The sequence below is a fragment of the Algibacter ulvanivorans genome, from assembly GCF_048381495.1.
GTDB lineage: Bacteria > Bacteroidota > Bacteroidia > Flavobacteriales > Flavobacteriaceae > Algibacter_B > Algibacter_B ulvanivorans.
In genome coordinates, this window is sequence record NZ_JBLWGD010000001.1 from 1,014,330 (window position 1) to 1,031,387 (window position 17,058).

The window sequence follows — 17,058 nt, forward strand, 5'->3', positions numbered from 1 at the left end:
TGAGCGACGGTACTGCTCCAGTGTAGATGCTTTTCGAGTGTCTAAAACTCCAGACCGTTTTAAAAAGGAACAGACAAACCTCCTGTGTAGTTACACAAAAGTAAAGATTATTTTATTTTAGTGAAGCTAAACAGGAGAAATAATTATTAACATCTATTGTTAATAAGAGTTTAATGTTTGCTTTAAAAGTCCATTAACTGATTTGCAAATTCTTTTTTTGCATCATCTTCAAACCCAGCAAAATAATTTTTTGTAACGCTGAGGTCGCTATGGTTTAAAGCCTCACTTATAAATTCCATGCTTGCACCTTTACGCAATGAATTAGTCGCAAAGGAGTGTCTTGCCCAATAAGAAGATAAATCGCTTGGTAAGTTGTTTCTTTTGGCTACTCTTTTAATATGGTCGTTAATGTATCGAGTGAAGTTTTTAATCTTCTTGTATTGGATTGAGCTATCATCTTTTTGACTAACAATATTAAACACATATCCATTTTTACTTTTGTTACCATGTTCAGAAATAATGTTTTTTGTAAAGTCTGTTAAATAAATTGTTATGGTCGTTTTTTCAGCTGTTTTGTCAAAGGTTTTTGCTCTGTAATAAGTAAAGCTATCATCTTTAATATCGGAGTATTTTAGTAATGCAATATCTTTTAAATTCATTCCATTACAGGCGTAACTAAAAAACCAAAAATCTTTGGCTTGTCTTTCGTTGTTATTTTCAACCTCAGCTTCAAACAATGTTTTGAGCTGTATAGAGTTTAATGCCTTTTTTACTTTTTTAGTTCGTGGAATTTTGTATTGATTTTTACCAAAAGGATAAATGTCTTTGCTAATATCATTTGCTTCAATAGCATTGTTGAAAATAGCTCTTAGTGTTCTAATGTATATTGCTATTGTAGTATAGCTTTTACTTTTAGCAACCATGAATTTTTGATAATTATTTAGCCAATCAACCGTAATGGTATCAAATGTAAGTTTTTCAATAGGGAAGTTGTTTTTTTGCTTGCTATATTCAGCTAATGAGTTAAGTGTATATTTATAACTTTCAGCCGTTCCAATTTTATCGTTTTTAGTGTTTTTTTGAATCGCTAAATTGAAGTGATATTGTACATTGTTTTTGTCTGAAGATTTTCTGAATAATTTAGTTTCAAACTTTGCAAAATCAAAAACGGTCATTTCTTTTGCTTCATCATTAGCTCTGTTTTCAATTGCTTGAAGTTTTAATCGCATTTCGTTATTAGAACCTCTTAAATTTTTGTTCTCTGGATTTATCCAAATAGTTTCAAACTCTTTAGCTGTTAAGTCAATATCTATAGAATAGCGCTTTACTTTTTTATTGAACTTATTATAAACCCTTAATTTAATTGGATATTTTCCATTATCCTTTTGTCTCCTTTCGTCTAGTACGATAGAAATATTACAATTCATTGTCTATTGTTTAAATCTAAAAATAACCATTTGCACAGGTTTTCACAATATTTGCACAAAAAAGATATTAATAACATATCAAATAGATAATAATAAATAGTTAGTATCTTTGGGTTGAATGGAGGTTTTATTAGTGTTTGCCTAATATTTCGCTAATAAGTAAACAATATAATTCTTGATTACGGCTCAAGAGGTTATAGGTTTGAATCCTATCGAGGTCACTACAAAAATTAATAAAAGCAAGCTATATTTTTAGCTTGCTTTTATTTTTTTGTATAAAAATAAATGCTTTTTTTGTGTATTTCCTAAGTAATTAGAGGTTGTATTTAAAAAACAAGACTGAAAACAGAGCCTTGGCCTTCTATACTTTTTACTATAATTTTACCTTTATGTAGTAGCATTATTTGTTTACATAAACTTAGGCCTATACCGCTTCCGGTTGTTTTGCTTGTAAAGAATGGAACAAATATGTTTTCTAATATATCTTGCGGAATACCAGATCCGTTATCGAATACTTTTATTAAAATATTTCTATTTGGGTTTTGTGTTGCTGCAACTTTAATTTCTGCGTGGTTTTGGTTTTTACAGGCATCAACAGCGTTTAGTATAAGGTTTATTAATACTTGTTCTATTAAATGTGTATCGATATCTAATTCTAATTTAGGGCGCGCGGTTGTAAATTCTATATTTATATTTTTTGCTTTAATGGAGGGTTCCATTAGTAATTTAATGTTATTAAATAAGTCTGAAACTTTTACGCGTTGTAGGTTAAGGTGGGTTACTTTGCTTAAACTTCTATATGTTTTTGCAAATTTTAAAAGTCCTTCACTACGGTTTTTTATTGTTTTTATTCCAGAATTAAGGTCTTCTAATTCTAAATGAGATTCGTTTGGTTTTTTAATTGCAGCTTGTAAATTATTTTGAAGCGTATCTGCTAAAGATGAAATGGGTGCAATAGAGTTCATGATTTCGTGAGTCATTACACTTAATAGTTTTTTCCACGACTCAGATTCGTTTTTGTTTAAAGTATTATCAATGTCTTGTATAACAATTAATTTAAAGGCATCATCATCAACTTGAAAAATAGTGTCTGAAATTAAAATTTTTATACTTTCATTTTGTAATGCAATGGAGATAGAATTGGGTTCTCTGTGATAAGTTTCGAATATGGTATTAAATAGTTCGGGCTTTCTATTTTCTATAAATCTAATATTTTTAAATGATGGCACATCTAGAATGTCGCTGAAAGAATCATTACTCCAAAGAACATCGCCAGATTCTAAATTATAAGCTATTATACCTATGTCTACCATTTCTAAAATTTTTTGAAGGTAAACGTATTGTGCTTGGTTTTTGGTGTTAATTTCTTTTATGGTTCTATTAATTTCATTAAAACCTGTGTAAAGAAATCTAATATCTTTTGGGCCTCTATCTTCTGGAAACCATCTTGAGAAATCTCTATATTTTACAGCTTCAAAAAAATCGTTAATAGCCACAAAACGGCGTTTTATAAACGTATAGGTATTTATTATAATGTAAAAAGTAGCTATGCTTACAAGTACTGTATATGTGTCTTTGTTGTTGTTAATGCAATAAATTAAGCCAAGTATGGCACTTATAAGAATAAAAATTCTAATAAAAAGGTGAAATATGTATGCTTTATAGTTCATGCTTTTCTAATCTTCTGTATAAAGCAGCTCTTGTAATACCTAATTCTTTGGCAGATTTAGAAACATTTCCTTTGTTTTTTTCTAGAACAGTAAGAATGGCATTTTTTTCTAACTCGTCTAGATTTAAGCTAGATGTTGTATTGTTTGTTGTAGAGGTTGGACGCTCTATAGAAGAAAAAACTAAGTCTTCAGGTTTTAAAACGCTACCATCTGTCATAATAACAGCACGTTCTAAAACATATTGCAGCTCTCTTACGTTGCCTGGAAAATCATGATTTTTTAATTTTTTAATAAAGTCTGCATCAAATGAAAAAGGGCTTTTATTGTATTTTTCGGCGTAAATTGAAACAAAATGGTGTGCTAGTTCGGTTATGTCTTTGCCACGATTTCTTAGTGGAGGTACAATAATATCGACGGTATTAATTCTGTAAATTAAATCTTTTCTAAACTTTTTCTCGTCTGCCAGTATTTTTGGGTCTATGTTTGTAGCACAAATTAACCTTATATCTATTGGAATGGCATCGTTAGAGCCTAAAGGTGTAACTAGTCTGTTTTGTAAAACAGTTAATAGTCTTACTTGTTGGCTTAAACTAATATTACCAATTTCATCTAAAAAAAGAGTGCCACCATTAGCGGCTTCAAAGCGTCCTTTTCTGTCTTCTCTAGCATCAGTAAAAGCGCCTTTTTTGTAGCCAAATAATTCGCTTTCAAATAATGAGGTTGTTAGTGCGCCAACATCTACTTTTATAAAAGGTTTGTTTTTTCTGTTAGAATTATCATGAAGTGCTCTAGCAATTAGGTCTTTACCGGTTCCGTTTTCGCCAAGAACAAGTACATTAGCATCAGTAGGGGCAACTTTTTTTATTTTTAAAAACACATCATTCATAACATCGCTATTGCCTATAATTTGCGAGTTGTTAGTATTGAGCGTTTTATTTTGCGAACCTTTAGATTTTTTACTGTTTAGTATAGTGGTTATTGTGTCTATAATTTTTTGGTTCTTCCAAGGTTTCATTAAAAAATCTGAGGCTCCTTCTTTTAATCCTCTAATTGCTAAATCTATATCGGCATAGGCTGTCATTAAAATAACAGAGGTTTCTGGTTTTTGCTTTTTAATTTTATTTAACCAAAAAATACCTTCGTTACCTGTATTTACTAAGCCATTAAAATTCATGTCTAAAATTATGATATCATAATTAGCACGTTCAATTTGCGAGGTTATATTACTAGGATTTTTTTCGGTTACTACTTGTTTTACAAGAGGTTTAAGTAGTAAGCGTAACGCAGTAAGTACGTCGGCATCATCATCTATAACTAATATTGAAGCATTTTTTAAAACCATCAATACAATATTACAATAATATATTCAGCTTAAAAAGTTTCAATTTCTAAAATATTTATAGAATAAAAAAGTGTGCATTATCGAACAGAAAGTGTACCAAAATCGAACACTTTTATTTTAACTTAAATTTTTAATTAGCTGAAAATCAATATTTTGTGTTTATGGCATCATCTTCACTATATAAATAATGTAATTAAAAATATAAAAATGGACGTTCCTATTGAAAAGAAAAAATATTCAAGTAAAAAACTAGGCGTTATTGCGGGTGCTTTAGCAATTATAGTTTTAATAGTTTATGTTATTATACAAACCTCTGGCGGTTCTAAATTAAGTGTTGAAAAAGAGCGTGTAGCAATACATAAAGTGAATAAGGCTGTATTTCAAGAAAATATACCAGTAAATGGGATTGTTTTGCCAATAACAACTATATACTTAGATGCTTTGGAAGGCGGAAGGGTTGAAGAAAAATTTGTTGAAGATGGCGCTATTTTAAAACAAGGCGAACCCATATTAAGGTTATCTAATACAGATTTAGAGTTAAGCTTAGTAAACCAAGAAACATCGGTTTATAACTTACTTACACAAATGCAAATTTCGCAAAATGCTGCACGACAGAATACGATTAATAGGCAAAATCAATATACAGATGTTGAAAATAATTTGATTGAAGCCAAACGTATTTACGATTTAAACACAAGATTGTATGAAAAAGGCGCAATAGGTAAACAGGATTACGATTCGTCTAAAAATAATTACAATTACCAAGTAGAGCGCATGAAGCTTGCAAAACAAGTATTAACGGAAGATTCTATATCTTCTAAACTAGAACTTAGCCAAGCTAAAAGTTCGTATTCTAGAACCCAAAGTGCCCTAGAGCTTATGCGTAAAAAAGTAGGCGATTTAGTGGTTCGTGCTCCTATTGATGGCCAGTTAACATCGTTAGATGCAGAAATTGGGCAATCTATAAGTAAAGGTACTCGGTTAGGACAAGTAGATGTTACTAGCGGTTATAAAGTAAGAGTGGATATAGATGAACATTACATTTCTAGAATTTATAATGGACAAACCGGAACCGTAACATTAAATAATAAAACTTACACTTTAATAATTAAAAAGGTTTTTACACAGGTTACTAGTGGTCGTTTTCAGGTAGATATGCAGTTTAAAGGAGATGTGCCGGAAGGAATAAGAAGAGGGCAAAACTTACAAATTAGAGTAGCATTAAGTGCAGAAAAGGAAGCGTTATTAATAGCTAAAGGCGGTTTTTTTCAAAAAACAGGAGGTAATTGGATTTTTAAAGTTAGTGAAGATGGGAATACAGCCTATAAGGTTAATATTAGGTTAGGAAGCCAAAATACAGAGTATTATGAAGTTTTAGAAGGTTTAAATCCTGGCGATAAAGTTGTTACATCAAGTTACGATTCGTATGGAGAAACCGAAGAACTTATTTTAAAATAAAATAGATACCAACCAATAAAAAAATAAAACAATGATACAGATTACAGATTTAGAAAAATTTTATAAAACCGAAGAGGTGCAAACCATTGCTTTAAATAAATTATCTTTTAATGTTAAAGAAGGCGAGTTTGTTGCTATTATGGGGCCTTCTGGTTGTGGAAAATCTACATTATTAAACATTTTAGGATTGTTAGACGATCCAGATGGAGGGAGTTTTGTATTTAACGGCACAGAAGTAGCAGGTTATAATGAGCGCAAACGCTCTGAACTACGTAAGCATAATATAGGATTTGTATTTCAAAGCTTTAATCTTATAGACGAACTTACGGTTTTTGAAAACGTAGAGTTGCCATTAATTTATACAGGTGTAAAACCAGCACAACGTAAAAAACAAGTAGAAGCAGTTTTAGAGAAAATGCAAATTATGCACCGAAGAAACCATTTTCCGCAACAATTATCTGGAGGCCAACAACAACGTGTTGCTGTTGCTAGAGCTGTGGTTAATAACCCTAAATTAATTCTTGCCGATGAGCCTACAGGAAATTTAGATAGTACTAATGGTAATGAAGTTATGGATTTATTAATAGATCTTAATGAGGCAGGAACAACAATAATAATGGTAACACATAGCGAGCATGATGCCAAGTATAGCCACAGAATTATAAGAATGTTAGATGGACAAAAAGTAACAGAAAACATTTTAACATAATTAAGAATCATCAATCAATCAATCAATCAATCAGGCAGAGTCACTTCAGTATAAAACTAATCAATCAATAAAAAATACTGAAGTGGTACTGCTACATCAATCAAAAAAGCGAACATTAATATAAAAAACCATGCTTAAAAATTATTTCAAAATCGCGTTTAGAAATCTTCTTAAAAACAAGGTGTATTCATTTATAAATATATCTGGCTTAGCAGTAGGTATGGCAGCAACCATGATGATAGGTTTATGGATTGCAGATGAGTTAAGCTATAATAACCATTTTAAAAACAAAGAGACTATAGCCCAAATATATCAACATCAAACAAGTAATGGAGACATTAGTACAGGACCTGCTATACCAAGACCATTAGAGTTAGCTTTAAAAGAAAAACATAACGATAATTTTAAACATATTGTTATGGCATCGTGGGAGCAACCTAGATACTTAAAATTTGGAGATATTAATATTTATACTCCAGGTAATGCTATGCAAGAAGCTGCTCCAGAATTATTAAATCTTGAAATTATAGCTGGAGTTCGTAATGGCTTAAAAGAAAAAAATTCCATTATGCTTTCTGAGGATTCTGCAAAAAAGTTGTTTGGCGAAAATGCCGCAGTTGGTAAAATAATAAAAGTAAATAATGAGGACGATTTAATGGTAACGGCTGTTTATAAAAACATACCAGTAAATAATACGTTTAGAGACATGGAGTATATAATACCATGGAAGCATTACGTAACCACACAAGAATGGATAGAAAACGCTGAAACATCTTGGGGAAATAATTCGTTTCAAATGTTTGTTCAAATTAATAGTAATACGACTATGGAGCAGGTAACATCAAAAATAATTGATGTTAAAAAGAACGAAAGCCAAGAAACAGCAGAGTTTAACCCTCAAATATTCTTGTTTCCAATGAAGGACTGGTACCTTAGAAATGATTTTGAAAACGGCATTCAGTCTGGCGGACGTATAGAAAATGTATGGTTATTTGGAATTATTGGGGTGTTTATCCTCTTATTAGCCTGTATTAATTTTGTAAATTTAAGTACAGCTCGTTCAGAGAAAAGAGCTACCGAAGTAGGTATTAGAAAATCTATAGGCTCAAAACGTGGGCAATTAATATTTCAGTTTTTAAGTGAGTCTTTTATAATTGTTGTATTATCATTTGTGTTTGCTATTGGTATTGTTTTATTGTTTTTAAACGGGTTTAATAATTTAGCAAGTAAAGCAATTACTTTTCCGTGGGTAAGTATTCAATTTTGGTTAACAGCTTTTGTGTTTATAATAATAACTGCATTTTTAGCAGGCAGTTATCCAGCTTTATATTTATCGTCATTTAACCCAGTAACAGTATTAAAAGGCACATTTAAGGCAGGGCGTTTTTCGTCATTACCTCGTAAAATTTTAGTGGTAACTCAATTTACCGTCTCTATAGCATTAATTATAGGCACATTGGTTGTTATGAACCAAATACAATATAGTAAAGACAGACCAGTAGGGTATAATAAAGAAGGATTAATACAAATTCCAGTTATGAGTAGTGAGTTTTCTGGTAAAGCAGAGCTTATGCGAAATCAATTTATTGCCTCAGGTGGCGCTCTAGAAATGGCAACAACAAGCAGCCCAACTACAAGTGTTTGGTCTAATAGATCTGGGTATACTTGGGATGGCAAATCAGTTGGATTTCAAGAAGATTTGGCCTACACAAGTGTGTCTTACGAGTTTGTTGAAACTTTGGGTGCAAAAATTATTGAGGGGCGTGGTTTTTCAAGAGACTTTCCAACAGATTCATTAGGCGTAATTCTTAATAAAACAGCCGTTGAATATATGGGAATTAAAAACCCTATTGGGAAATTTATACGTGACTCCGATCCTGATGTTGAAAACCAAATGGAACCTTTAAAAATTATAGGTGTTATTGACGATATAATAATGCAATCGCCATATAGTCCTGTAAAGCAATCTATGTATGTGTTTGAGAGATTTGGTAATGCTAGTTTTTATAATTTAAGATTAAATCCAGAAAAAAGTACTGCCGAAAATTTAGACATTATAGAAAATGTATTTAAGCAAAATTTTCCTAATACACCTTTCGATTTTCAGTTTGTAGATGAAGAGTATGGGAAAAAATTTAGATCAGAAGAGCGTATAGCTAGTCTAGCAAGTGTATTTACGGGCTTAGCCATTTTTATTAGTTGCTTGGGGTTATTTGGGTTAGCATCGTTTGTGGCAGAACAGCGTACTAAAGAAATTGGTGTAAGAAAAGTGTTAGGAGCATCTATTAGTCAATTATGGTTATTACTTTCTAAAGATTTTATTACGCTTGTGGGTATAGCGCTTTTAGTGGCTTCGCCGTTGGCTTATTATATTATGGGACAATGGTTGCAAAAGTTTAGTTATCGTACCTCTGTAACATGGGATGTTATTGCAATAGCTTGTTTTGGAGCCTTAATTATTACACTTATAACAGTAAGTTTTCAAGCTATAAAAGCAGCGACATCTAACCCCGTAAAATCATTACGTACAGAGTAATAGTTATTAATAAACAATAAAGTAAACCGTAAATCTTAAAAATTATGCTTATAAATTATTTTAAAATAGCGTGGAGAAGCATAATGAAAAACAAAGCTTTTTCAATTATAAATGTAATAGGGCTAACCATTGGTTTAAGTGCTTCGTTTGTTATAGGTTTAATGATCTATTACGATTCTACTTTCGATACATTTCATAAAGATGGTAATCGTATTTATAGAGTAGTAACAGATTACAAAAGCCCAGAAGGCGTATTTTATAATGGAGGTGTAACTTTAGCATTAAAGGATGCCATTTCAAATAATTCTAATCTTGAAACCATAAGCGAGTTTTATGAAGAAAGACCAGCAAAAGTTGAAAACAAATCTAACGGTTTAGAGTTTAAATGGCCAGAATTTGTGATATACGCTGATGAGGCATACTTTAATATATTTAATTATAATTTTATAGCAGGCAATAAAACCAATGCATTGGCAAACCCAGGCAATGTGGTATTAACAAAAACAAGAGCAGCCAATTATTTTCCTAATTTATCGCCATCTCAAATTATTGGTAAAACATTAGTTTATAACGATTCTATTAATATAACAGTAACAGGAATTGTTGAGAATTTTAAGTCGCGTACAGATATTATTTTTCAAGAGTTTATTTCGCACCCTACTTTATTGCAAACAGATAGAAGAGAGGAAATTATCGAAAAAAAATGGGGAAGTACAAACTCTGCATCCCAGCTTTATGTTAAACTTAATAAAGCAGGAAATTTAAAAGCAGTACAAAAGCGTTTGGATGATTTGGCTACAGAGCACACATCTGAAAGTGATAAAGCATTTGGACAATCTAGAAATTTTTATCTACAACCCTTAAACGATATCCATTTTAATGAGAATTATGGCATTTACGATTGGTCCAAAGGTCAAGCCAGTAAATCGTTATTAGCAAGTTTGGCACTAGTAGCTTTGTTTTTACTGCTTTTAGGCTGTATTAATTTTATTAATTTAAACACAGCACAGGCAACACAACGAGCTAAAGAAATTGGTATTAGAAAAACATTAGGAAGTTCTAAGAAACAACTTATTACTCAATTTATGGGCGAAACTTTTTTGCTTGTTTTATGTTCGGCAATTTTATCTTTAATACTTTCAAAATGGCTAATTAATGTGTTTTCTGATTTTGTAGCAGAAGATTTAAACTTACAGCTACTTAAAAACCCTTTAGTTATATTAGGTATAGTATTGTTATTAATAATAGTTACATTTTTGTCTGGTTTTTATCCAGCGTTAGTACTTTCAAAATTTAATACGGTTTCGGTATTAAAAAATAATATTTCGGTTGGACAAAAAAAGGTAAAGCTTAGAAAATATCTAACGGTATTTCAGTTTACCATTGCTCAAGTTTTTATTATTGCCACTTTGTTAGTAAGTAAGCAAATTAACTTTTTACTTAGTAAAGATATGGGGTTTAAAACCGATGCTGTAGTATCTGTTTATAGCCCTCGAAATGAAAGAGAATTGTTTAAAAAACAATTATATGCCGAAAAATTAAGAGCCATTCCCGAAATTAAAAGTTTAAGTATTGGCGGCAACCCTCCAGCATCATTTTCTACAAGTACAACTAACGTTACCTATGTAAATGAAGGAGAAACAGTAAAAACAGAGTTACAATTTCTATATGGAGATGAAAAATATATCGATTTATTTGAGTTAAAATTATTAGCAGGAAGAACACTTCGTAACGATACTGTAAGAGAATTAGTTATTAACGAAACCTTTAGTAAAATATTAGGTTTTAAAACACCAAATGATGCTTTAGGAAAAACTATAGATCTTAACAATAGCAATGTGCCAATTGTAGGTGTTATGAAAGATTTTTACCAAAGATCTTTAAAAACAGGAATTAAGCCTATGGCGCTTCGTGGCGATTGGTTTCGCGATAGGTATAGCCAATTTCAAGCTGTTCACATAGCATTTCAAAATACAGCATCAACACATTTAAAGGAAACATTATTAAAAATAGAATTAGCTTATAAATCGGTTTATACTGAAAATGATGATTATAGGTTGGAGTTTATGGACCAAACTATTGCCAAGTTCTATAATCGCGAACAAAAAATATCAAAACTACTAAACTGGTCTACAGGTTTATCAATTTTAATAAGTTGCTTAGGTCTTTTAGGCTTAGTAATATACACTACAAATCGTCGTGTAAAAGAAATAGGGGTTCGTAAGGTTTTAGGAGCTTCGTTATTAGAAATAAATGCACTTTTATGTAAAGAGTTTTTAATTCTTGTAGCCATCGCATTTGTTATAGCGGCACCACTAGCATGGTTAGGTATTAATAATTGGTTACAAGATTTTGCATATAAAACAAGCCTTAGTTTTTGGGTGTTTCTTTTAAGCGGCTGTGCCATGATTTTATTTGCATTATTAGTTATAAGTATTAAAACGTTTCAAGCAGCAAACACTAATCCTGTAAATTCATTACGTTCAGAATAAAACACAAAAATGCAAGTGTTCGGTTTTGAACAAAGAGTGTATCATAATCGAACATATTTATTTTGATTAATTGGTCTAATCATTTGGTTTGTAGATTTTTAAGTGTTTGGCATCATCTTGTTAGTATTGTGTATAGAGAAAAACAAATATTTACTAAAATCAAAAAAAAATAAAAAATGATTTTAAATTATATAAAAATAGCATTCAGAACTTTATTAAAAAATAAAGGGTATAGTTTTTTAAATATTTTTGGTTTAGCCATAGGTATTACTTGCGCTAGTTTAATTTTTCTTTGGGTAGAAGACGAGTTAAGTTTTAATGCAAATTTTGAAAACCAAGAGCATATTTACTTTGTTTCTACACACCAACAGTATGAAGGCGAGTGGCGAACATTTGGTTCTACACCTGGCCCATTAGCTAATGCCCTAAAAACAGAAATACCAGGGGTTAATAAAGCATCTAGAACAAGGCAAGACGAGCTTTTGTTTACAGTTGGCGATAATGGTATTACTAAATCTGGCCGTTATGCCGATAAAGATTTTTTAGACATATTTAATCTTAAATTTATTGAAGGTCGTTTAAGCGAGGCTTTTACTAATCCAGAAGCTATTGTAATTACTCAAACAACTGCAGAGCAACTTTACGGAAAAAACACAAAAGTTGTTGGAAAAACATTAAAAGTTAATAATTCCGATAGTTACTTAATTACTGGAGTTATTGAAAATTTACCTAAAAACGTAACCTATTCTTTTGATTGGTTGGCACCGTTTGAAAGGTTAGCAAATGGTAGAGAGTGGATGCAAGAGTATGATAGCTTTTTTGCAGACACTTTTGTAACATTAACGCCAGAAGCTAATTTTAAAACCGTAGATGCGCAAGTACGTAAAATTTTAGAGAAAAAAACTGGCGAAAGCGACTCGAAAGCTTTTTTGCATGCTATGGAAAATTGGCACTTAAAAGACCGTTTTGAAAACGGAATTCAGGTTGGTGGTCGTATTACTTATGTACGTTTATTTACAATAATTGCCTTAATAATTTTGCTTATTGCATGCATAAATTTCATGAATTTGTCTACCGCCCGTAGCGAAAAAAGAGCTAACGAGGTTGGTGTACGAAAAGCAATGGGGTCTGGCCGATCTCGATTAATAATTCAATTTATATCCGAAGCTTTAATTCTTGCTTTTATAGCAACCTTAGTAAGTGTAATATTATTATTTATTTTATTGCCTCAGTTTAACTTACTTATCGATAAAAATTTAGTCTTAGGGTTAACCAAACCAATGCATGTAGTTAGTTTGGTATCAATATCTGTACTTTGCGGAGTATTCGCTGGGTTGTATCCTGCTTTTTATTTATCTGCATTTAAGCCCGTCGAGGTTTTAAAAGGCTTAAAAGTAACCCAAGGATCTGCAACATTTATTAGAAAAGGACTTGTAGTTGGCCAGTTTGCCGTTTCTATTGTTTTTATAATCTGTACCATATTGGTTTATCAACAAATACAGCATGTAAAAAACAGAGACTTAGGTTATAGCAAAGACCAACTGTTAACTATGGATGTTAACGGAACTATAATTGAAAAATTTTCGACAATTAAGCAAGACTTAATAAATACAGGAGCTATTATAAATGTAGGGTTATGTAATTCTGAAATTTTAAATGGAGGAAATAATGGCTCAGGATTAGAATGGGCGGGAGGAACCAATACTGAAGATATATTAATCTCATTTAGGTATGTTAATGCCGGATTTTTAGAAACAACGGGAATGAAACTTATAGAAGGACGTGGGTTTAGCGACAATATAGCTAAAGATAGCTCTAGTGTTTTAATAACCGAATCGTTTGCAAAATTAATGGGTAATGGTAGTGCTATAGGAAAACAAATAAGCCGTGGCGATACTTACACCGTTGTTGGTGTGGTTAAAGATTATTTGTATGGCGATATGTATGGCCAAAGCGATCCGGTTTTGTTTTTTAACTATTTAGGAGAATCAAGATATATGTATTTAAAAACGAACCCCAAAGTAGCCACTAATGTTATGTTAGCCAAAGTAGAAGCTGTAATGAAAAAGCACAACCCAGCTTTTCCTTTTAAATACACATTTGCAGACGATACTTTTAATGCTAAATTTAAAAGCGAACAATTAATAGGGAAACTTTCTCAGCTATTTGCCTTGTTAGCTATTCTTATTTCTTGTTTGGGACTTTTTGGTTTAGCAGCTTATACAGCCGAACAACGAAGTAAAGAAATTGGAGTGCGTAAAGTTTTAGGGGCTAGTGTTTCTGGAATTGTAAAATTATTATCAAAAGATTTTTTAAAACTTGTTGTTTTATCCATTTTAATAGCCATACCAGTAGCGTGGTTTGTTATGCATAGCTGGCTGCTAGATTATGCATACCGTATAGAAATAAATTGGTGGGTTTTTGTTATTGCAGGATTGGCAGCAATATTAATAGCATTGCTTACTGTAAGTTTTCAAGCAATAAAAGCAGCATTAGCAAACCCAGTAAATAGTTTAAAAGCCGAATAGTTAATTATTAAATATAAAAGCATGAAAAGTATAAAATTTATAGTGCTAGTTGTTGTAAGTCAATTTGTAATGGCTCAAAAAAAAGTAAATGTCGAAACTTATAATAAAGTTATTATAAGCCCACATATAGAAACCACTTTTGTACAAGGAAACCAAGAGTCTGTTACAATAATAAAAAATACGACAACCCATAATAAAGTAAACATAGAAGTTAATTCTGGTACATTACGTGTTTATTTAGATGGTGCTAAAGAAACTACCAAACATAAAAAAGTTGTTAAAAATGGTATTACAACTAAAGTCCCTATTTATAAAGGTAAAGTATTAACAATTCTTGTAACATATAAAAATTTAGACGAGCTTTCTTTAAGAGGAGAGCAGCAAACTATTTGCAAAAGTTTACTAGAAAACGAAATATTTAAACTTAAAATTTACGGCGAATCTAAGGTAGTTTTAAATGCTGTTAAAATAGAAAAGTTTAATGCAAATATTTATGGGGAAAGCGAGCTAATTATAAAAAAAGGATTAATAAACACCCAAAATATAACAGCTTATGGCGAAAGCGAAATTAACCTTTTAGAGGTCGAAAATAAGGTTTCTAAGTTAAAAGCTTATGGTGAAGCTCAATTTTATATTCAAGCTACTGATAAAATAAAATTTACGGCTTATGGCGAAGCTAAATTACAATATAAAGGTTCTGCTATAATAAGTAAAGGTATAAGTTTTGGTGATTCAGAAATTTCTCAAATAAATTAGTGGTTAATAAGAAATAAATTCATGATTAATAAAATATTAAAATTAAGCCAAGCCACTCGCGAGGTTAGCTCAGGAAGTAAAAAAATTAAGCTGTTAGATACCATAAATTTAACGGTTAATGAAGGCGAGTTTATATCATTAATGGGACCATCTGGCTCAGGAAAATCAACACTGTTAAATTGCATAGGTATGCTTGATAATTTTACAGATGGAGGTTATACTTTTTTAGGCGAAGCAGTACATAGCATGAAAGAGAGAAATAAATCTAAACTTTTTAAAGAGTATATAGGCTTTGTTTTTCAGTCGTATCATCTTATTGATGAGTTAACCGTTTACGAAAATATAGAAACACCATTGCTTTATAAAAATGTTAAACATTCAGAACGAAAGGCGTTGGTAGCAGACATGTTAGATCGTTTTAATATAGTAGGAAAAAAGGATTTGTTTCCTAACCAATTAAGCGGCGGCCAACAACAACTAGTTGGTATAGCAAGAGCTTTAATAGGTAAGCCTAAATTAATATTGGCAGATGAGCCTACAGGAAATTTAAACTCGAAACAAAGTGAAGAAATTATGCAAATATTTTCGCAGTTAAATAAAGAAGGCGTTACCATTATTCAAGCTACGCATTCTGAAAAAAATGCAGCTTACGGCTCTAGAGTTATAAATTTACTAGACGGTAAAATAGTTTCATAAAAATAAAATAATCATGATATATAAATTTATAATATATATAATAATTACACTATTAAGTGTTGTTGGTTATGCACAAAATACACTTAAAAAAAGTTACACATTAAACGAGTGTATTAATTTAGCTATAACACATAATTTAGATTTTAAATCGGCAAATTTATCGGCAAATTCTGCTAAAATAAATTATCAACAGTCTAAAGCAAATTTATTACCAAATATTAATGGTAATTTTAATTTAGGCGTGAATGATGGTAGAAGTATAGACCCTTTTACAAACGATTTTATAAACCAAGAATTAACATTTTCTAATCTAGGTTTAAGCTTAGATGCAACTATATTTAATGGTTTTAGGTTGTTAAATACCTTAAAGCAAAATCGTTTAAATAATAAAGCATCAAAATTAGAACAAGAAGCTGTTAAACAAAATTTAGTGTTAAATGTAACCTTAGCATATTTACAAGTTTTAAATGCAGAAGCTATTTTAAAATTAAACAAAGCTCGTTTAGTGGCTACAAATAAGCAGCTTAAAATTCAAGAAAATTTTTATAAGAATGAGTATGGTAATCCGGCAGATTATGCCGATATATTGGGACAAGTTGCCAACGATGAAACGAGTATTTTAGAAGCAACAACTGGCTTAAATAATGCAAAACTTAATTTAGCACGTCTATTAAATGTAGCTCCCGAATTTGGAGTTAATACAGAAGGTTTTATTTTAGATTTTAAAACTTACAATTTCTCGGCAAATGAAGTGTATAATGAAGCCATACAAAGTTTAGCTACATTTAAAGCTAGAACATTACGTATTGAGGCTGCAAAAAAGGGTGTTAGTGTAGCAAAAGCACAGTTTACACCAGAAATATCAATATTTGGAGGTGTAAACACCAATTACTCGAGTGCAGCAGAAACTTTTACTTCTACAGGATCTAGTTTTATAGAAAATGGCGATTTTGTAACTGTAAATGGCGATGATTTACCAGTAATGACTGCTAATGAAACTTTTTTGGCCAATAAAATTAGTTATAACGACCAGTTAGATAATAACTTAAATACTGTTATTGGTCTAGCTGTAAATGTTCCATTGTTTAACGGGTTTAGAGCAAAAAATAATGTTAAGTTAGAAAAAATTAAAGTTGAAGAATCTGTATTAGAATTGGAACGCACACACCAAGATGTTAAAAATGCTATTGCACAAGCACATTTTGATATGGAAACGATATTAAAGCGTCATGAAAGTTTAAAAAAACAGGTTAAAGCCTATCAAGAATCGTATCGTATAAACGAAATAAGATTTCAAAACGGAGTGTCTAATTTTTTAAATTTTATATCAAGTAAAAATAATTTAGATAATGCCGAGGTTAATTTAATTAATGCTAAATACGAGTATTTACTAAGAGTTAAAATTTTAGATTATTACCGAGGAAATAATATGTAGCAATTGCTG

At 30.9% G+C, this 17,058-nt stretch carries 11 protein-coding genes; 8 read left to right on the forward strand and 3 right to left on the reverse strand.

Annotated elements, in window-relative coordinates:
- Positions 1-182: 182 nt before the first annotated feature.
- From ACNG5D_RS04745 to ACNG5D_RS04755, 3 genes are all read right to left on the reverse strand, one after another.
- Positions 183-1,427 carry a phage integrase SAM-like domain-containing protein gene (locus ACNG5D_RS04745; RefSeq protein WP_418182342.1) on the reverse strand — a complete coding sequence of 415 codons (1,245 nt, stop codon included), beginning with the start codon at positions 1,425-1,427 and terminating at the stop codon, positions 183-185.
- A 326-nt stretch (positions 1,428-1,753) separates the two neighbouring features.
- Complete coding sequence (locus ACNG5D_RS04750; RefSeq protein WP_418182343.1) at positions 1,754-3,097, reverse strand: sensor histidine kinase; 1,344 nt, start codon at positions 3,095-3,097, stop codon at positions 1,754-1,756.
- Positions 3,087-4,439, reverse strand: a complete 1,353-nt coding sequence (locus ACNG5D_RS04755) for a sigma-54-dependent transcriptional regulator (RefSeq protein WP_418182344.1) — start codon at positions 4,437-4,439, stop codon at positions 3,087-3,089. The genes ACNG5D_RS04750 and ACNG5D_RS04755 overlap by 11 nt, the downstream gene beginning before the upstream one ends.
- Before the next feature lie 207 nt (positions 4,440-4,646).
- Here ACNG5D_RS04755 and ACNG5D_RS04760 point away from each other — a divergent pair, with 207 nt between their 5' ends.
- The 8 genes from ACNG5D_RS04760 to ACNG5D_RS04795 all read left to right on the forward strand — a co-directional run bounded on the left by ACNG5D_RS04760 (position 4,647) and on the right by ACNG5D_RS04795 (position 17,049).
- Positions 4,647-5,897, forward strand: coding sequence for an efflux RND transporter periplasmic adaptor subunit (locus ACNG5D_RS04760; RefSeq protein ID WP_418182345.1), 1,251 nt, complete (start codon positions 4,647-4,649; stop codon positions 5,895-5,897).
- A gap of 31 nt (positions 5,898-5,928) precedes the next feature.
- Positions 5,929-6,606 carry an ABC transporter ATP-binding protein gene (locus tag ACNG5D_RS04765; protein WP_418182346.1) on the forward strand — a complete coding sequence of 226 codons (678 nt, stop codon included), beginning with the start codon at positions 5,929-5,931 and terminating at the stop codon, positions 6,604-6,606.
- A gap of 130 nt (positions 6,607-6,736) precedes the next feature.
- The gene (locus ACNG5D_RS04770) at positions 6,737-9,142 is read left to right on the forward strand and encodes an ABC transporter permease (RefSeq protein ID WP_418182347.1); all 2,406 of its coding nucleotides are present in this window, start codon (positions 6,737-6,739) and stop codon (positions 9,140-9,142) included.
- A 44-nt stretch (positions 9,143-9,186) separates the two neighbouring features.
- Entirely contained in the window at positions 9,187-11,634 is a 2,448-nt protein-coding gene (locus ACNG5D_RS04775) for an ABC transporter permease (RefSeq protein ID WP_418182348.1), read from the forward strand.
- Between the two features lie 176 nt (positions 11,635-11,810).
- Positions 11,811-14,162, forward strand: coding sequence for an ABC transporter permease (locus ACNG5D_RS04780; RefSeq protein ID WP_418182349.1), 2,352 nt, complete (start codon positions 11,811-11,813; stop codon positions 14,160-14,162).
- Between the two features lie 21 nt (positions 14,163-14,183).
- The gene (locus ACNG5D_RS04785; protein ID WP_418182350.1) at positions 14,184-14,918 is read left to right on the forward strand and encodes a GIN domain-containing protein; all 735 of its coding nucleotides are present in this window, start codon (positions 14,184-14,186) and stop codon (positions 14,916-14,918) included.
- Between the two features lie 21 nt (positions 14,919-14,939).
- Positions 14,940-15,614: an ABC transporter ATP-binding protein gene (locus ACNG5D_RS04790; RefSeq protein WP_418182351.1), complete on the forward strand. Its 675-nt coding sequence runs from the start codon at positions 14,940-14,942 to the stop codon at positions 15,612-15,614.
- 13 nt (positions 15,615-15,627) lie between these two features.
- Positions 15,628-17,049 carry a TolC family protein gene (locus ACNG5D_RS04795; protein ID WP_418182352.1) on the forward strand — a complete coding sequence of 474 codons (1,422 nt, stop codon included), beginning with the start codon at positions 15,628-15,630 and terminating at the stop codon, positions 17,047-17,049.
- Positions 17,050-17,058 lie beyond the last annotated feature (9 nt).